The organism is Micromonospora sp. NPDC005252 (assembly GCF_042872475.1).
Lineage (GTDB): Bacteria > Actinomycetota > Actinomycetes > Mycobacteriales > Micromonosporaceae > Micromonospora.
This window is the reverse complement of the sequence record NZ_JBIAKN010000008.1, coordinates 110237-127631: the sequence shown is the minus strand read 5'-3', so window position 1 is coordinate 127631 and position 17395 is coordinate 110237. Positions and strand designations below refer to the sequence as shown.

Annotated in this window: 12 protein-coding genes and 1 pseudogene; 6 read left to right on the top strand and 7 right to left on the bottom strand. The window is 72.9% G+C overall.

What is annotated here, in order from left to right:
* The first annotated feature begins 140 nt into the window (after positions 1-140).
* The 3 genes and pseudogenes from ACFYPH_RS22620 to ACFYPH_RS22610 all read left to right on the top strand — a co-directional run bounded on the left by ACFYPH_RS22620 (position 141) and on the right by ACFYPH_RS22610 (position 4203).
* Positions 141-2117, top strand: a complete 1977-nt coding sequence (locus ACFYPH_RS22620) for a PspC domain-containing protein (protein ID WP_387184353.1) — start codon at positions 141-143, stop codon at positions 2115-2117.
* A pseudogene (locus ACFYPH_RS22615) lies at positions 2114-2297 on the top strand (hypothetical protein); the annotation flags it as partial. The gene ACFYPH_RS22620 and the pseudogene ACFYPH_RS22615, both read left to right, overlap by 4 nt.
* A 652-nt stretch (positions 2298-2949) precedes the next feature.
* A complete protein-coding gene (locus ACFYPH_RS22610; RefSeq protein ID WP_387184351.1) occupies positions 2950-4203 on the top strand; it encodes a phosphatidylserine decarboxylase in 1254 nt (417 codons plus the stop codon).
* A 64-nt stretch (positions 4204-4267) separates the two neighbouring features.
* On the opposite strand, the gene ACFYPH_RS22605 is transcribed toward ACFYPH_RS22610, so the two are convergent.
* The 3 genes from ACFYPH_RS22605 to ACFYPH_RS22595 form a co-directional block, all read right to left on the bottom strand.
* On the bottom strand, positions 4268-5206 hold the full coding sequence (locus tag ACFYPH_RS22605) for a CDP-alcohol phosphatidyltransferase family protein (RefSeq protein WP_387184493.1): 939 nt from the start codon (positions 5204-5206) through the stop codon (positions 4268-4270).
* A gap of 347 nt (positions 5207-5553) precedes the next feature.
* Positions 5554-6444, bottom strand: a complete 891-nt coding sequence (locus tag ACFYPH_RS22600) for an NUDIX hydrolase (protein WP_387184348.1) — start codon at positions 6442-6444, stop codon at positions 5554-5556.
* Positions 6445-6583: 139 nt separating this feature from the next.
* Positions 6584-7534, bottom strand: a complete 951-nt coding sequence (locus ACFYPH_RS22595) for an NUDIX domain-containing protein (RefSeq protein WP_354855364.1) — start codon at positions 7532-7534, stop codon at positions 6584-6586.
* A gap of 144 nt (positions 7535-7678) precedes the next feature.
* On the opposite strand from ACFYPH_RS22595, the gene ACFYPH_RS22590 reads away from it, so the two are divergent.
* Positions 7679-8035, top strand: coding sequence for a PspC domain-containing protein (locus tag ACFYPH_RS22590; protein ID WP_355139162.1), 357 nt, complete (start codon positions 7679-7681; stop codon positions 8033-8035).
* Between the two features lie 7 nt (positions 8036-8042).
* On the opposite strand, the gene guaA is transcribed toward ACFYPH_RS22590, so the two are convergent.
* On the bottom strand, positions 8043-9599 hold the full coding sequence (gene guaA / locus ACFYPH_RS22585; protein ID WP_387184345.1) for a glutamine-hydrolyzing GMP synthase: 1557 nt from the start codon (positions 9597-9599) through the stop codon (positions 8043-8045).
* Between the two features lie 78 nt (positions 9600-9677).
* Positions 9678-11375, bottom strand: coding sequence for an FAD-dependent oxidoreductase (locus ACFYPH_RS22580; protein WP_387184342.1), 1698 nt, complete (start codon positions 11373-11375; stop codon positions 9678-9680).
* Between the two features lie 145 nt (positions 11376-11520).
* Between ACFYPH_RS22580 and ACFYPH_RS22575 the strand changes: the two genes are divergently transcribed.
* Positions 11521-12645, top strand: a complete 1125-nt coding sequence (locus ACFYPH_RS22575) for an LCP family protein (protein WP_355068464.1) — start codon at positions 11521-11523, stop codon at positions 12643-12645.
* Positions 12646-12693: 48 nt separating this feature from the next.
* Here the strand turns inward: ACFYPH_RS22575 and ACFYPH_RS22570 are convergent, their stop codons facing one another.
* Together ACFYPH_RS22570 and ACFYPH_RS22565 are read right to left on the bottom strand one after the other, a co-directional pair.
* The gene (locus ACFYPH_RS22570) at positions 12694-14154 is read right to left on the bottom strand and encodes a M1 family metallopeptidase (RefSeq protein ID WP_355139158.1); all 1461 of its coding nucleotides are present in this window, start codon (positions 14152-14154) and stop codon (positions 12694-12696) included.
* Between the two features lie 107 nt (positions 14155-14261).
* Positions 14262-15683: a M1 family metallopeptidase gene (locus tag ACFYPH_RS22565; protein WP_354855358.1), complete on the bottom strand. Its 1422-nt coding sequence runs from the start codon at positions 15681-15683 to the stop codon at positions 14262-14264.
* A 393-nt stretch (positions 15684-16076) separates the two neighbouring features.
* Here ACFYPH_RS22565 and ACFYPH_RS22560 point away from each other — a divergent pair, with 393 nt between their 5' ends.
* On the top strand, positions 16077-17198 hold the full coding sequence (locus tag ACFYPH_RS22560) for a sugar phosphate isomerase/epimerase (RefSeq protein ID WP_354855357.1): 1122 nt from the start codon (positions 16077-16079) through the stop codon (positions 17196-17198).
* The last annotated feature ends 197 nt before the right edge of the window (positions 17199-17395 follow it).

The following is a 17395-nucleotide window of genomic DNA, read 5'->3' as shown; positions in this document are numbered from 1 at the left end:
GTCGGTGAGTCCGATCGTCACACGCTGCGGCGTCCGCCGACCACGGGGACGCCCCCGACATTCCGGCCGCCCGGATCTCAGGGTGGGGTCAGGGTCGGGTCCTGAGGCCGTTCGGGCGACGCGGGCAGCAGGATCGAGGCATGACCGAGGAAGCTGCCCCGCCGCCCCGCCCCGGGTCGGCACAGCCGGGCGGTTCAGCACCGCCCGCACCAGCCGGGACGCCCGCCGGCTGGACCGAGCCCACCACGTTCGGCCCGCCCGCCGACACCGGCCCGACCGCCGAACCGACACCGGGCGCGTACGAGCCTCCGAGCGCGAGCTACACGCCCGGCGCCGGCTACACGCCCGGCACGGGCCAGGGACCCGCCGCGGGCTACGCGCCCGGCGCCGGCTTCGCGCCGGGCGCAGGCTACGGGCCCGCCGGTACGCCCGGCGCGGGCTACGGGCCCGGTGGCGGTACGACCGGTGCGGGCTACGGGCCCGGCGGGGGCGCGGGTACGCCTGGAGGGCCCGGTGGGCCGGGGCCGTCCGTGGGGCCGCTGGGCGGCACCGGCTTCACCTCGCGGTACGGGCTGGTCCGACCGCGCGACGGCCGTTACCTGGCCGGGGTCTGCGCGGCGATCGGACGAGCCACCAACACCGATCCGGTGCTCTGGCGGGTGCTGCTCGCGGTGCTCGGGTTCTTCGGCGGCATCGGCATCCTGGTGTACGTCGCCGCCTGGCTGATCATCCCGAACGAGGGCGACACGGCATCCCCGGTGGAGTCGATGCTGGGGCGCGGCCGTTCCAGCATGTCCCCGGTGACCGTGATCGTGCTGGGCATCCTGGTGGCGGCCAGCTTCGGCTACATCGTCACCGACGCCTTCCGCGCGGTGCTGCTCGGCGCGGCCATCCTGATCGGCGGCGCGTTGCTGCTCAACCGGGACAGTCGTGGACCACAGCCCGGCGCCCCGGGTGGGCCGGTGCCGCCCGCCCCGACCGGTACGCCACCCGGGCCGGTCCCGCCGGTCGCCTGGCCCGCTCCGACGTACGGCGCGGTGCCGTCCACCGGGCCGCTGGCGACCGCGCCGTTGGCCGGTGGCGCTCCGGCGTACGCCGCCGCGGCGCCGGGTGAGACGCCGAGCGCACCCGCGCCCGTCCACGGCACCCAGCCGGCCACCGCCACGCAGCCGTTCGTCGGCGCGCAGCCGGTGTCCGGGGCGGCGCTGTCGTCCGGGGCGGGGCCGGTGTCCGGGCAGCCGGCCGGCGCCACGACCGGGCCGCAGGAGGCCACCTGGCCGGCACCCGAGCAGGGCTGGCCGGGCAGCGGCACGGCCACGGAGGTCACCCCCACCGCCGGCTGGCCGTCGGCGCCGGTGACCGCAGTGCCCGCCGGTCCGTCCGGTTACCCGACCGCGGCGACGCCGGGCGGGTACCGCCCACCGTTCGCGCCACACGGCCCGTACGCCGCGCCGGCCCCGGCCGCGTATCCGCCGCCCAAACCACCGAGGCCGCCGAAGCGGCCCCGGGAGCGTTCACCGCTCGGCGCGGTGACCTTCTCGCTGATCTTCCTGGCCCTCGGCGTGGTCGCCCTGCTCGACCTGCTGGACGTCTTCGCCGTCGGCGCCTCGGCGTACTTCGCGGCCGCGTTGGCCACGATCGGGCTGGGGCTGCTGGTCGGCACCTGGTTCGGGCGGGCCCGCTGGCTGATCGCGCTCGGCCTGGTGACCGCCGCGGCTCTGGGAACCGCCACGGTCGCCGAGTCCTACGACCGCATCCGTGGCGTGGACGGCGCGGTCACCTGGGCGCCCACCGACTACCGCGACCTCGCCAACCGGTACGAGAACAGCTTCGGTGACGCCGTGCTCGACCTGCGGGGCATCGACTTCACGAAGCAGGACAGCGAGGTGACCGTCGCGATCAACTTCGGGCAGGCGACGGTTGTCGTACCGCCGAACGTGGACGTCACCACCGTGGCCGACGTCAACGCCGGCGACGCCACCATCTTCGGCAACCGTTCCGGCGGGATCGACGGCCGCCTGCGGGAGTCCACCGACCTGGGCGCGGACGGCCCCGGCGGCGGGAAGCTGCGCCTGTACATCCACGTCAATGCCGGCAACCTGGAGGTGACCCGGTGAAGGCTCACCGTACGGACCTGCTCTCGTTCGCCTTCGGGCTGGTGTTCCTGGCGTTGTCGGCCTGGTGGCTGCTCGCCCAACTGCTCGGGCTGGCGCTGCCGCCGGTCGGCTGGTTCCTGGCCGGCGCGCTGATCCTGATCGGGATCTTCGGTCTGGTCGGCGCGTTGCGCTCCGGCCGCTCCGGCCGCCCGGAGCCGAACGACGTCGCCGACCCGGCCACCATCGCGGCCCAGCAGCCCGGCACGCCGACCTCGGCGTCCGGGCCGGTCACGGGCGCCGCCGAGCCCGGCGTGCCGACCTCCGGGGTGCCCGCCCCGACCTCCGGCGCGGGCCTTCCGGCCTGGACCGCCGAACACTCCACCTGGGACGCTCCCCTGCCGGGACCGGCGCCAGAGGCACCCACCGTGGCCCTGCGGGCACCGGAGGCGCCGACCGCCGAGATGCGTCTGCCGGAGGCGTCGACCGCCGAGATCCGGGCACCGGAGGCGTCGGCGGACGCCATCCACCCCGCCTGGCTGGCCCACGTCGCGTCGGAGTCGCCGGCGGCGCCGGTCCCCGACCGGCCCGGCGACGGGGCCGACGAGCAGCCCCGGCCCGACCACCCGAGCACGGCGACCGGCGACGATCCGGCGGACGAGCGGGAGGGCCGACGGCGGGAATCCTGACCCGGCCACCTGCCCGCGGCGGCCCGCACCACCTCCACGGCGGTGCGGCCGGCGCGGGCAGGCGCATATGCTGACCGGTGGAGATCTCGCCTCCGCCGGCCGGCCCGTCCCCGCCATGGCGGCCCCGCCGCGATTCCCGTCTCTACCCCGTCAGGAGCCCGCCCGACATGACGCAGTCCCCCGCCGTGCGTACCACCGGCCGGTCCGGTCCGGTCCGCATCGGCGAGCGAGCCGCCCGTACCCTCGTCACCGAGCTGGCCCGGATGAACGACCCGAAGGCCGCCCTGCTGGTCGGCGCGAGCCCGGAGTCCGCGGTGCTGGCCGCGGCCATCGAGGCGTTGCTCCCCGGTGACCAGCTCACCGTGGTGCCCGCCGACTCGTCCGGCGCCCCCGTGCTCCGCGAGCACGTCACCGCCCAGGGCCGGTGGGTCGCCGACCGCGTACGCGTGGTCGACTCGCTCGCCGACGCCGAGGCCGCCGCCGTGGTCATCGCCGGCGAGGCGTTCATCGGCACCGCCGAGGAGACCCGGAGCGGCATCGACGGGTTGTCCAAGTACCTGACCGAGGGCGGGGTGCTGAGCGTGGCGACCACCGCGACGCCGGGCCGGACGACCGGCGCGGCCAGCGAGCTGGCCCGGCAGGACGCCCTCTACGGCGTCGGCGGGGACCTGGTGCTGCGGAACACACCGCCGGTACGGGTCTACCGGCTCCGGTTCACCCCGGCCAGCCCGGCCACGGCCGACCGGTTGGCCCCGGCGTACCGGCCGTCGAGCGTGCCGCTGACCCGGGGAATGCACATCGACTCCAACGGGGTGGCCGCGGCGGGCATCACACTGGGTCTGGCGGCGCTGACCCGGGTGGCGCGTCCGTCGTCCAAGTTGTGGCTGCTGCCGGCGCTGGCCGCCGGGCCGGTCGCCGCGTTCTTCCGCGATCCCCAGCGGGACGTCCCGGAGGACCCGAACGCCGTGGTGGCCAGCGCGGACGGCAAGGTCCTGTCGGTGCAGCGCCTGCACGACGAGCGTTTCGGCGACGGTGAGTGGCTGCGCGTCGCGGTCTTCCTCTCCGTGCTGGACGTGCACGTCAACCGGGCTCCGGTCGCCGGCAAGGTCGTGGACTACTTCGTCGCCGACGGCGGCTTCGTCAACGCGATGAAGCCGGACGCCGAGCACAACGTCGCCGCGTACACCGTCCTGGACACCAGCCGTGGCACGGTGGTGGTCGCGCAGCGGACCGGCCTGATCGCCCGCCGCATCGTGCAGCGCGCGCCGATCGGCGCGCTGCTGGCGAAGGGGGAGCGCTTCGGGCTCATCCGGTTCGGCTCGCGGACCGACGTCTACCTGCCGGCCGAGGCCGCGGACCCGCTGGTGGGGCCGGGCGACAAGGTGGTCGGCGGCTCCACAGTCATCGCCCGCTGGCGCTGACGCCAAGACGCGAAAAAGGGGCGCCGCTGTCCGCGGCGCCCCTTTTCGTGTGTCGTGTGTCGGATCAGGCGGTACGACGTTGGCGCAGCCAGAGCACCGGCCCGCTGACCAGGTAGCCCACCACGATCAGGGCGAACGTGAGCCGGATGTCGACGAGTGCGCCGAGCACCGGGGCCAGCCAGAGCCACGGCGGCAGCTTCACCAGGCGCGCGAGCTTGGCGTACGGGAAGCTGGACACCATCGCGAAGGCGAGCAGTGCCACCCCGGCGACCAGCACCAGGCCGGGCACCGGCAGGCCGATCGCCACGGTCACGGCGAGCACGGCCGCGGACATGGTGGTGGGGACACCGCAGAAGAAGCGGCCGTCCTTCGGCGAAACGTTGAAGCGGGCCAACCGGATCGCCGCACACGCCGCGACCAGGGCGCAGGCCACCGCGGCCGCAGCCGTCGACACGGAGCCGGCGAGCGAGGCGTAGACCACCACCGGCGCGGCGAGGCCGAACGAACACATGTCGGCCAGCGAGTCCATCTGAGCACCGAACGGGCTGGCCACGCCGAGCCGGCGAGCCAACGCTCCGTCGAGGCCGTCGAAGCCGACGCAGGCGATCAGGCAGAGGGCGGCGATGCGCACCTCGCCCTGCATGGCGAGGAAGATGGCCAGCATGCCGAGCATGAGGCTGGCCAGGGTGCAGGCGTTGACCAGGCCGAACTTCATCCGGCGGGCGACGGTGTGCTCGCCGGGCAGCAGTGGGATCGACCGGGACGACGCCTCGTCGGCGTGCGCCATCGGCGGCAGCGCCGGGCTGACCGGCATGACCGCCTCGACCTCGGCCCGGTTGACGCCGAGCGACGGACGGCCGAGCCGGTCCAGGCCGTAACGGCGGCGCTGGCGGTCGGCGTACCGGTGCTCGGGCAGTGTCACGTCGGTGGTCCGCAGGTCGCCGTCACGGCGACCCACCCGGACCAGCAGCACCTGGCGGGCGAACGTGCTGCTGCGGCGCAACGGGCCCGCCCAGCGACGCCCTGCGGGGCGCGGACTGTCAGTCGTACGACGCCGGCGCCATGGGGCTCTCGGCACGTTTCCTCCATCACCGGATCGGCTTACCGCCGTTTGGGGCGGGTGTCCGGCTGTCTCGTGCCGGACCTTGCGTGGCCCGGCAGCCGTTTTGCGGAGTACACCATCGCATAGGGGAACGTGGCTTGGCGATAGCTGCCGGCGGTACTTATATCTGGTGCAAACCGCGCGAACCGCCTTGTTATTCCCATCCCGGGCCTCATCGCCCGTTTCCTCCACCATTCCCGTCTCTGACTGTACCGGAGGGTCACCATCTCGGCTCGCCGAGCCAAGTGCTATCGACCCAGCTGTCCGATTGCCGAGGCAGCGATGCCTGTCAGCAGCAGGTCAGCTGTCTCGGCGATGGTGAACCAGCCCGCCCGGGCGGTCGAGCCACCGGCGGACTCGGTCACCACCGCGTCAGTGGGTACGTCCACGAGCACCCGATAGATCACCCGGACGCCGTGCCAGTCCAGCGGACGGCCCTCCGGGCCGAGCGCGGCCGGGTTGTGCAGGTTGTCCACGCCGAGCAGCTCCACCACCCGGCCCACCTGACCGCCCTCCTCGACCAGCTCACGGAGCAGCCCGGTGGTCGGCTGCTCGCCGTGATCGGTGCCACCGCCGGGCAGGTGCCACTTGCCGGCCCCGGGATAGCCGTCGGCGATCTGGGTGAGCAGGACCCGCCCGGCCGGGTCGGTGACCAGCCCGTACGCCCCGAAGCGCAGCCGGCGATCCGGGTGCGGCGGCGGGAGCGGCTCGGCGGACGGGTGCGCGTCGGCCGGGAGCGGGGTGACCGGCAGTCCGAGCAGTTCGGCGCTGAACGGCGTCAACGGCAGCCGGGCCGCGTCCTCTGGGCTGACCCAGCGGGCCTCGATCGTGCCGTCTCCGGTGTCGCCCGGCGCATCGCCGTCAACGGTCATCTCGAACAGCAACCGGTCGGTGTGCAGCGAGACGCCGTCCTGCGCGAGGGTGCTGACGTCAGCGACCACGGCCCGCAACCGGCCCACCGACACGGTCAGCCCGGTCTGCTCGCCCACCGCGCGCACGGCCGCACGCTCAGGATGCTCGGCGTGCGCGACGGGCCCCCCAGGCAGCGACCACGCCACCCCCACAGCCCCCCGAACAACCAGAACTCGCCCCGAGGCCGACAACAGACCATAAACCGCAACCCGCCGCACCAGCTCCACAACCAGGCCCCCGCTCCCCCGCACCCGCCTTCAGGCCGGTGATCATGAAGTTATCGCCGTCCATCCCGGCGTGTCCCGACAATAACTTCATGATCGCCGCGACGAGGGAGGCCGGGGGCGGGGTGGGGTGGGGTGGGGGTTAGGTTAGTTGGGCTGCTTGGACTGCTTCTGCGGTCACCTCGGTCAGGCGGTCGGTCGGGAGGGCGCCCAGTTCCTCGCGGGCGAACCAACGGGCCTCGCAGGTGGAGCCACCGACGTCGGTGATCGTCGGCGCGTTGGGCTCGTCGACGACGACCCGGTAGAAGGCACGGACGCCGTGCCAGTCGATCGGGTAGCCCTCCGGGCCGAGCGAGGCGGCGTCGCGGTGGCTCGCCACACCCAGCAGCTCGACGAGGCGGCCGGACTGGCCGGTCTCCTCCACCAGCTCCCGGATGAGCGCCGCGCCGGGCTGCTCGCCGTAGTCGGTGCCGCCGCCGGGCAGGTGCCAGCAGCCGGCCCCGGGGTAGCCGTCGGAGATCCGGGTGAGCAGCACCCGACCGGCCGGGTCGGTGCACACGGCGTACGCGGCGAAGCGCTGCGCCCGGTGCAGCCCGTCCGGGCCGGGCACCGCGTAGAAGGAGGGGAACTCGGGCACCTCGTCGGGCACCACGTCGGCCGAGGAGGCGGGCAGGCCGAGGGCGCGGGCCGTGAACGAGCGCAGCGGCAACTCGCGGGCCTCGTCGAGCGTGTACCACCGGGCCAGGTCGGTGGGGCGTTCGCCGACCCGGTCGGCGAGGGTGCCGCCCCGCACCGCCACCCGGTAGATCAGCCGGTCGGTGTGGATGGTGATGCCGCGCTCGGGCAGCGCCCGCATGTCGGCGAGCACGTCGGCCAGGCCCGAGACGGCGACCGAGAGGCCCGTCTCGGCGGCGGTCTCGCGGACGACTGTGTGGTTCGGGTCCTCACCGTGGTCGACCGCTCCGCCCGGCAGCGACCAGGTGCCGGGGGTGCCGGAGCGCTCCGATGCGCGGACCAGCAACACTCGGCCGTCTGAATCAGCACAAACTGCGTATGCCGCGATCCTGCGAAGCGGCTCCAGCAAGGTGGTCACGGGACCAAATTCTCCCCGGGACGGGTTACCGGGACGGAAAAGAGTCGGATTCCTGACTCTTTGCTACCCGCTCCGGGATCGGTCAGGGTAAGGATCCGGGCGGTCACCGAGGGCGGGCCGGGCACCGGCGCGGACCGTGGAGACATGACATCCACCGCCGCTCCGCACGCCCCGTACAAGCAGCTCCGGCGACCCACCACCGACCGCATGGTGGCGGGGGTCGCCAGCGGCCTCGGCCGCTACTTCAACGTCGACCCCACAGTGGTCCGCGTGGCCTTCGCGGTCACCGGCCTGCTCACCGGCGGGCTCGCGCTGTTCGCGTACCCCATCATGTGGTTCCTGATGCCCGAGGAGCCCACCGGCGCGCCGGCCTGGCCGCACCCGGCGGGCGCCGCGCCGCAGCCCACCGCCGGGCCCGCGCCCGGCGGACCGCAGCCGGGGTACGCGCCGACGCCGCCCTACCCGCCGACGACCCCGTCCCACACGCCGCCGGCGGCGTGAGCCGCGGTCACTCCCACTCGATGGTGCCCGGTGGCTTGCTGGTCACGTCCAGCACCACACGGTTGACCTCGGCGACCTCGTTGGTGATCCGGGTGGAGATCCGGGCCACCACGTCGTAGGGCAGCCGGGACCAGTCGGCGGTCATCGCGTCCTCGCTGGAGACCGGGCGCAGCACCACGGGATGCCCGTAGCTGCGCCCGTCACCCTGCACGCCGACGCTGCGCACGTCGGCGAGCAGCACCACGGGGAACTGCCAGACACCCCGGTCCAGGCCCGCGGCCGTCAGCTCCTCGCGGGCGATCAGATCGGCGCGGCGCAGCAGGTCGAGGCGCTCGCGGTCGACGGCGCCGATGATCCGGATGGCCAGGCCGGGGCCGGGGAACGGGTGCCGCCAGACCATCGCCTCGGGCAGGCCCAGCTGGAGGCCGAGCGCCCGGACCTCGTCCTTGAACAGGGTGCGCAGCGGCTCGACCAGGGCGAACTTCAGGTCCTCCGGCAGGCCGCCGACGTTGTGGTGACTCTTGATGTTGGCGGTGCCGGTGCCGCCGCCGGACTCCACCACGTCCGGGTAGAGGGTGCCCTGGACCAGGAACTCCACGTCGCCGTGCGAGGCGATCTCGCGGGCGGCGGCCTCGAAGACCCGGATGAACTCCCGGCCAATGATCTTGCGCTTCTGCTCCGGATCGGTCACCCCGGCCAGCGCGCCGAGGAACCGGTCGGCGGCGTCGACCACCTTCAGCTTGATGCCGGTGGCCGCCACGTAGTCCTTCTCGACCTGCTCGGCCTCGCCCGCGCGCAGCAGACCGTGGTCGACGAACACGCAGGTGAGCTGGTCACCGACCGCCTTGTGCACCAGCGCGGCGGCGACCGCCGAGTCCACCCCGCCGGAGAGGCCGCAGATGACCTCCTTGTCACCGACCTGGGCGCGGATCCGGGCGACCTGCTCGTCGATGATGTTCTCGGGCGTCCAGGTCGGCTCGATGCCGGCGATGTCGTACAGGAAGCGGGTCAGCATCTCCTGACCGTGCGCGGTGTGCCCGACCTCCGGGTGGAACTGCACGCCGGCCCGGCGCCCGGCCACGTCCTCGAAGGCCGCCACCGGCGCGCCCGCCGACTCGGCGGTGACCGTGAAGCCCTCGGGGGCCTCGGTGACGCAGTCTCCGTGGCTCATCCAGACCGGCAGGTCCGCCGGCAGGTCGCGCAGCAGCACACCCGGCTCGAGGAGGCGGGGGCGCAGCGGCGTGCCGCCGTACTCGCGGTTGCCCGTCCGCGCGACGGTGCCGCCGAGCGCCTGGGCCATCGCCTGGAAGCCGTAGCAGATGCCGAAGACCGGCACGTCGGCCGTGAACACGCCGGCGTCGATCTGCGGGGCGTCCGGCGCGTACACGCTGGCCGGACCGCCGGAGAGGATGATCGCGGCCGGGTTCTTCGCCAGCATCTCGGCGACCGGCATCGAGTGCGGCACGATCTCGGAGTAGACCTTCGCCTCGCGGACCCGGCGCGCGATGAGCTGGGCGTACTGGGCTCCGAAGTCCACCACGAGGACAGGGCGAGGCAGGCTCATGTGCACAAAGCCTACCGACAGCACCGCCGTCCCCGGCACCGGCTCGCCCGCCGGGGTCAGGGTCACAGCCCGCCGGGGTCAGGGTTTCAGCGCGCCGGGGGCGTCCGCCGGCACCGCCGGGTGCAGCGGGGGTACGGGAGGCAGCCGCCGGTACGGATCTCCGAGCGGGGGCCGAGGGTCCGGCTCTCCCCGGTTGGGCCAGAAGGACATCGCCCGTTCCGCCTGTGCGGTGATCGTCAGGGACGGGTTCACGCCCAGGTTCGCCGAGACGGCCGCGCCGTCCACCACGTGCAGCCCCGGGTGGCCGTACACCCGGTGCCAGGGGTCGATCACCCCGTCGGCCTCGGTGGCGCCGATCACCGCGCCGCCCAGGATGTGCGCGGTGATCGGGATGTCGAACGGCTCGGTGAGCGAGCCGCCCGGCGTACCGCCGATCTCCTCGGCGAGCAGCCGGGTCGCGGTGTTGCCGGCCGGGATCCAGGTCGGGCTCGGGGTGCCGTGGCCGGGCGCGGTGACCAGCCGGCGACCGAACACGCCGCGCCGCCAGCGGGTGGTCAGCGAGTTGTCCACCGACTGCATCACCAGGGCGATCACCGTCCGCTCCGACCAGCCGCGCACGGACAGCATCCGGGCGGCCAGCCCCGGCTGCCGGACGATGCTGCCCAGCCAGCGCCGAACCCGGTGCGGGCCGCCGTCGACAAGCAGCGACTGGAGCAGCCCCATGGCGTTGGAGCCGCGCCCGTAGCGGACCGGCTCGATGTGGGTCTGCGGGTCCGGGTGGAACGAGCTGGTGATCGCCACCCCCTCGGTGAAGTCCAGACGCTCGGACCGGGCCCGCCGGTGGTCCACCGAGGCGCCCAGGATCGCCTCCGAGTTGGTCCGGGTCAGCTCACCGAGGCGGGGTGAGAGCCGCGGCAGGGCGCCGTCGGTCTTCATGCCGTGCAGCAGCCGTTGGGTGCCGAGCGCCCCGGCGGCGAAGACCACCTGGTCGGCGTGGATCACCTGCCGCCGTCGGCGCAGCCAGGCGCCGGTGCGCTCGGTGTGCACCTCGTACCCGCCGTCGGCGGCCGGCCGGACGGCCGTCACCGTGGTCAGCGGGTGCACGGTGGCGCCCAGCCGCTCGGCGAGCCACAGGTAGTTCTTGACCAACGTGTTCTTGGCCCCGTGCCGGCAGCCGGTCATGCACGAGCCGCAGTGCAGGCAGCCGGTGCGCTCCGGGCCGACGCCACCGAAGTACGGGTCGGCGACGCGCTGGCCGGGGCGGCCGATGTGCACGCCGACGGGGGTGGCGTGGAAGGTGTGGCCCACCCCCATCCGGTCGGCCACCGCCCGCATGGCGCGGTCCGCGCCGGTGTCCATCGGGTACGTGGTGACGCCGAGCATCCGCTTCGCCTGGTCGAAGTGTCGGGCCAGCTCGTCGCGCCAGTCGGTGATGTCGCGCCACTGCGGGTCGGTGTAGAACGCCGGCAGCGGCTCGTAGAGGGTGTTCGCGTAGACGAGCGAGCCACCGCCCACTCCCGCGCCGGAGAGCACGAGTACGCCGCCGCCGGATCGCCGCTCGGCGGGGCGGAGCAGGGTGAGCCGCTGGATGCCGTAGCAGCCCAGCTTCGGCGCCCACAGGAACCGGCGGGCCCGCCAGGACGTCTGCGGGAACTCGTCGTCGGCGAAGCGGCGGCCGGCCTCCAGGACGCCTACCGAGTAACCCTTCTCGGCCAGGCGGAGCGCTGTGACGCTGCCGCCGAAGCCGGACCCGATGACGACCACGTCGTACCGCATGGACGCATCATTACCCGTCAGTAGCGCTCGCGCCAGCGGCAGTTTTCGCGCGATCATGCACCGGCCGACCGACCCGGCGCCTTCCGGCCGCAACCCGGAGCACCCGTCGGAGCGTTGTGCCGGATACGGGTGGAAGGAAACGAAGATGATCTTGGGGTCGATGGAGCCGCGCCGGCGGTGGCTGGTGCTCGGGCTGGCCGCCCTCGCCGTCGTCGCGCTGATCGCCGGCGGCACTGTGGTGATCACCCGCCTGACCGGCGGCGACTCGCCCGCCGGCACTCCGGTGGCCGGCTCGCCGAGCCCGTCGTCGGTCGGCACGCCCACCCCCACGCCCAGCCCGAGCGGCCCGCCTCCGGGCGCGAAAATCACCGGCCCGCTGACGCTGCTGCTCGTCGGGGTGGACACCCGGGTCAGCGTTCCCGGCTGGGAGCCGCACTCCGATGCCGTGCTGGTGCTGCACGTGCCGAAGGGGCTGGGCCGGGCGTACCTCTTCTCGCTCCCCCGCGACCTGCTGGTGGACATTCCGGCGTTCCCGAAGGCCGGCTACAAGGGCGGCAAGACCAAGCTCACCCACTCGATGAGCTTCGGCAGCCGGGTGCCCGGCAAGCCCAAGCAGCCGAGCACCGCCCAGGGGTACGAGCTGCTGCGCAGCACGGTGAGCGGATACACCGGGCTGCGGATCGACGCCGGGGCGGTGCTCACCTTCGCCGGGTTCGACCGGCTGGTGAACGCCCTCGGCGGGGTGGACATCTACGTCGACCAGCGGGTCGCCTCCCTGCACCGCAAGCCGGACGGCAAGTACCGGGACAGCGCCCCCGGCGGGTACACCGGGCCGCAGCAGGTCTACGAGAAGGGCGAGCAGCACCTCAACGGGTGGCAGGCCCTGGACTACGCGCGGCAGCGCTACATCACCGGCGGCGACTACGCCCGCCAGCGCCACCAGCAGCAGCTCGTCCGAGCGCTGACCCGCAAGATCCTCGATGAGGGCCTGGCCCGGCAGCCGGAGCGCGTCGACCAGGTGGTCGCCGCGCTGGGCGACACCCTGATCTACGTGGGCGGCAACCGGATCGTCGACCTGGCGTACGCGCTCAGCGGGGTGCCGGAGAACAAGTTCGTCCTGGTCGGCCTGCCCGGCTCAGGTGTCGGCAAGGGCAGCGCCTACCAGGGCGAACAACTCACCAGCGAGGGCCGGAAGTTCATCACCGAACTCCGGGCCGGACGCGCGGACGCGTACCTCGCGGCCCACCCCAAGCTGGTCGTCAAGACCTGACCCGCGCCCCGGGGCCCTCGGCTCGACCGAGGCCCCCGGCACACCTTCCTAGAGCTTCTTGGGCTGGGCGGGCTTCTTGGTGCCGTTGAGCCACGCCTCGAAGAGAGCGTCGAGCTGCTTGCCGGAGATCCGCTCGGCGAGGGCCACGAACTCGGCGGTGGTGGCGGTCCCGTTGCGCTTCTCCGCCGCCCAGGTCTTGACGATCTGGAAGAACGCCTTGTCGCCGACGGCCACCCGCAGCGCGTGCAGGGTCATCCCGCCACGCTGATAGACCGACTCGCTGAACAGGTCCTTCACCCCCGGCTTGCCCGGCGGGGTCTTCCACACCGCGGCCGGCACCCGCTCGTAGCGGATGTCGAACGCCTGCTTCGCGGTGTACTGCTTGGTGTGCTCGGCCCACAGCCACTCCGCGTACGTCGCGAAGCCCTCGTTGAGCCAGATGTCCTCCCACTTGGCCAGCGCCACGCTGTCGCCGAACCACTGGTGGGCCAGCTCGTGGGCGACCACCTCGGTGTTCTCGCCACGCCGGAAGAAGCCGGCGGAGTAGACCGGGCGGCTCTGCGTCTCCAGCGCGTACCCGATCCGGCTGTCCGAGACGACCACGCCGCCGTACGCGTCGAACGGATACGGCCCGAAGACGCTCTCCAGGTAGTCGGCCACCTTGACGGTCTGCGCGATCGACGCGTCCGACGCGCCCTTGGCCACCTTGGTGGTGACGGCGCTGTAGACCGGCTTCCCCTTGTGCTGGCCGGTGGTGATCCGGAACTTGCCGATCACCACGGTGCTCAGGTAGCTGGCCATGGGCGACTTCTCCGACCACTTCCAGGTGGTCCAGCCGTCCTTGGTGGTGTTGCCGCCCGGCACGCCGTTGCTGACGGCGGTCAGGCCCTGCGGGACGGTGACCTCGAAGTCGTACGCCGCCTTGTCGGAGGGGTGGTCGTTGACCGGGAACCAGGTGCTCGCCGACTCCGGCTGGCCCAGCGCGATCGCGCCGTCGGCGGTGTGCAGGAACCCGCCCTCGCCGAGCACCTCGTTCTTCAGCGGCTTCGGCACCCCCTCGTACACGATCTCCGCGACGAAACCGTTGCCCGTGATCAGGCCGGCCGCCGGCTTGATCACCAGCTCGTTCTTGTCCCGGGTGTAGGTGGCCGGTGCGCCGTCCACGGTGACCGTCTTGACGGTCAGACCGGCCAGGTCGAGGTTGAACGTCGACAGGTCCGCCGTCGCCGTGGCCTGCACGGTTGCCGTACCGGTCAGCCGGTCCTTCGCCGGGTCGTAGCGCACCTTCACGGTGTACTTCCCGACGTCGTACCCGCCGTTGCCGTACGTCGGGAAGTACGCGTCCCCGAGCCCGGCCGCCCCGGCGGTGAAGGTCCGCGACGGCGTCGGGGACGCGCTCGGCGTCGGGGCCGCGGCCTCCTTCGTGGACGAGTCGCATCCGGACAGCACGAGCGCCCCGGTCACCAGCAGACCGGCACCCACCCGCAGCCTGCGCCGCGTTCCCCGCATCACGAACCCTCCCCGTACACCCGGTGCGGGGGGCCTGGCCACCCCGCGCGACCGGCGCTCCTGCCTGATCGCAGGCGGCAGCCTATCGACAGATGATCACGAGGCCGTCACGGCAGGGTCGGTGCCGCTCCGCCCACCAGCCACGCGTCGAGGAGCGGCCGTAGCTGCCGGTCGGCCACCCGCTCGGCCAGCGCCACGAAGTCCGAGGTGGTGGCGGTGCCGCCCGCCCGCTCGGTGGTCCAGGTACGCAGGATGCGGAAGAAGGTGTCGTCACCGACCGTCCGGCGCAGCGCGTGCACGGCGAGCGCGCCGCGCTTGTAGACGGCGGTGCCGAACATCCGCTCCCGTCCCGGCTCGACCGACGGCTGGGACCAGTCGGTCGACGCGTACTGCAGCTCGAAGTTGCGCTGCGCGGTCCGGCCGCCGTCGTGCTCCTCCCACAGCCACTCGGCGTAGCTGGCGAAGCCCTCGTTGAGCCAGATGTCGCTCCACCGGTGCAGGGACACGCTGTCGCCGAACCACTGGTGGGCCAGCTCGTGTGCCACCACGCCGGGGTTGGGATGGTCGTCGGTGAAGAAGGCGGGCCCGTAGACCGGCCGGGACTGGGTCTCCAACGCGTACCCGATCCGGTCGTCGGCGACCACGATCCCGCCGTACGAGTCGAACGGGTACGGGCCGAAGCGGCTGGCCAGGAAGTCCACGATCTCGCCGGTGCGGGCCAGGGAGCCGGCCGCCCCACCGTTCGCCGGCAGGCTCGCCGCGACCGCGGTGACCAGCGGTCGTCCGGCGTGCTCGCCGTTGACCACCCGATAGTTTCCGATCACGAGGGTGCTCAGGTAGCTCGCCATCGGGGTGCGCTCCGACCAGCGCCAGGTGGTCCACCCGTCGGCGCTGCTCTTCGGCCCGGGCACCCCGTTGCTCAGCGCGGACAGTCCGTCCGGGACGGTCACCGCGATGTCGTAGCTGGCCTTGTCCGACGGGTGGTCGTTGACCGGGAACCAGGTGGCCGCGGAGTCGGGCTGACCGAGAGCGATCGCCCCGTCGTCGGTGTGCAGGAAGCCGCCGCTGCCCAGCTCGCCGTCGGTCACGGCGGTGGGCACTCCCGCGTAGTCGACCGCCACGGTGAAGGTCCGGCCGCGCGGAAGCCGGTCGCGCGGGGTGACCACCAGCTCGCCGTCATCGCGGCGGTGCTTGGCGCGCTCGTCGGCGACGGTGACCGCGCCGACGTCCAGGCCGACCAGGTCCAGGTTGAACCGGGACAGATCCTGGGTGGCCGTCGCCGTGATGGTCGCCCGACCGGTGAGCCGGTCGGTCTTCGGGTCGTAGCGGACGTCCAGCCCGTAGTGCGTGACGTCGTAACCGCCGTTGCCATGGCCCGGCACGTACGGGTCGCCGACGTCCGCGGCGCCGGGTCGGAACCCGCCGTCGTCGTCGCCCGTGCACCCGGCGGCGGTCAGCGTGACGGCGCAGCTCAGCACCGTGAGGGCGGCGGCCAGCCGGCGGGACGGTGTGCGTCCGGTCAGGACCATGCACGACTCCTTCGTCCCTCGGTCACGACGAGCGTAGCCAGCGTCATCGGACCCGACGCGCATATTGACGATCATCGGTTACTTTCGCTTAAACAAACAAAAGTTCGTGCGGATCGATGCTTTCTTTTGGCTTCGACCGACGTTAGTGTCTGTCTCCAAGATGTAACGCGCTCGGAACATTCAAGCCGATCGTGTCCATGGACGGGACCGGCGTCCCGCACCACCACGCCGCAGCGACGGCGTGGAAACTGCCCCTTCGACTCGCGGTACCCGGGCACGCCCTCGGCTTCACCGGGACGCGGATCGGGCGCTCGGCGGCGCCCGCGACCTGACCCCTCGTCGCACCTCTGCTGATCGTCATCGACGGCCACCACCGTCGCGAAAGGTGGAACAATGCCAGATCACACCGCACCCAACGCCTCATCTGCCGGTCGGCTCAGCCGCCGCTCCCTGCTTGCCGCGTCGGCCGGAGCCGCCGCCGCGCTCGGCGCCGCCGGCCTGCCGGTCCTCGCCACCGGCACCCCCGCGCTCGCCCACCCCAAGGACAAGGGCAAGAGCAAGCTGCGGGTCGAGCCGCTGATTCCGTCGAAGAACCGCGGCATCATCCTCTACAGCGTCCGGGACCGGATCACCGCCGCCCCCGACGACAGCGGCGTGCCGTACGGCTTCGAGCGTGTCCTCGCCCGGCTCGCCGAGATCGGGTACAAGGAGATCGAGTTCGCCGGCTACACCCAGAACACCGAGATCCTGGGCCGGCAGATCACCCCGACCGAGATTCGCAAGATCCTCGACGACAACGGCCTGGTCGCCAACGGCACGCACGCCTCGATCCAGGCGGCCACGTTCCAGCAGCAGCTGGACATCGCCGAGGAACTCGGCATGAAGAACATCGGCACCGGAAGCGACCCGACCAACAGCGCGTACAAGGCCGACTGGGACGCCGCCGCCGACACCTGGAACGAGCTGGGCCGGCAGGCGCACGCCCGGGGCATGCGCCTCTACACGCACAACCACGACGTCGCGTACAGCTTCCTGCTCGACTCCGGGCCGCTCGACGCGCAGGGCCGCCCGACCCGCTCGTCGGGCATCCGGCGGCTGGAGTACTTCTTCGGCAGGACCGACCCCCGGTACGTCTTCTTCGAGTTCGACATCTACTGGGGCTACGTGGCCCGCTACAAGCACCAGAAGTACGTCGACCCGGCCGGACGCGAGGTGACCGATCTGTTCGACCCGATCCTCAACGTGGCCGACCGGACCACCCGGTTCCCGCTCTTCCACGCCAAGGACGGCGACCGGGACACCAGCGTGCCCAACGGTCACCAGATGACCCCGCTCGGCGAGGGCGACATCAACTTCCAGCAGTTCTTCCAGACCATCGGCGAGCGGGACTTCCACCACGCCAACTGGGAGATGGACACCGCCCCCGGCGGCACCGCCAACCGGGCCCAGTCGCTGGACTTTGCGGCGCTCAGCTACCGCAACATGTCGGACCTGACCATCTACCTCAAGAAGTGACCTCCGGCGCGGCCGGCGTCCGTCCGACGCCGGCCGCGTCCCACCCCGCCGGCCCAGCCGCCGGCAGGTGGTGACGGGCCGGTCGAGCACCGGCCCTGCGCACCCGCGCCTCCCGTACGGCGACGGGACGCGCCCGGTCCATCCCCCACCGCAGTCGCGCTGCCGGCCCGAACAGGCCGGGGATGCCACGCGCCTGC

What these genes read in the sequence shown, in the direction of transcription:
- ACFYPH_RS22565 (WP_354855358.1), bottom strand. Translation starts at nt 15,683, where the DNA reads ATGGTCCTGACCGGACGCACACCGTCCCGCCGGCTGGCCGCCGCCCTC.
- ACFYPH_RS22590 (WP_355139162.1), top strand. Translation starts at nt 7,679, where the DNA reads ATGACATCCACCGCCGCTCCGCACGCCCCGTACAAGCAGCTCCGGCGA.
- ACFYPH_RS22620 (WP_387184353.1), top strand. Translation starts at nt 141, where the DNA reads ATGACCGAGGAAGCTGCCCCGCCGCCCCGCCCCGGGTCGGCACAGCCG.
- ACFYPH_RS22575 (WP_355068464.1), top strand. Translation starts at nt 11,521, where the DNA reads ATGATCTTGGGGTCGATGGAGCCGCGCCGGCGGTGGCTGGTGCTCGGG.
- ACFYPH_RS22610 (WP_387184351.1), top strand. Translation starts at nt 2,950, where the DNA reads ATGACGCAGTCCCCCGCCGTGCGTACCACCGGCCGGTCCGGTCCGGTC.
- ACFYPH_RS22560 (WP_354855357.1), top strand. Translation starts at nt 16,077, where the DNA reads ATGCCAGATCACACCGCACCCAACGCCTCATCTGCCGGTCGGCTCAGC.
- ACFYPH_RS22570 (WP_355139158.1), bottom strand. Translation starts at nt 14,154, where the DNA reads ATGCGGGGAACGCGGCGCAGGCTGCGGGTGGGTGCCGGTCTGCTGGTG.
- guaA (WP_387184345.1), bottom strand. Translation starts at nt 9,599, where the DNA reads ATGAGCCTGCCTCGCCCTGTCCTCGTGGTGGACTTCGGAGCCCAGTAC.
- ACFYPH_RS22580 (WP_387184342.1), bottom strand. Translation starts at nt 11,375, where the DNA reads ATGCGGTACGACGTGGTCGTCATCGGGTCCGGCTTCGGCGGCAGCGTC.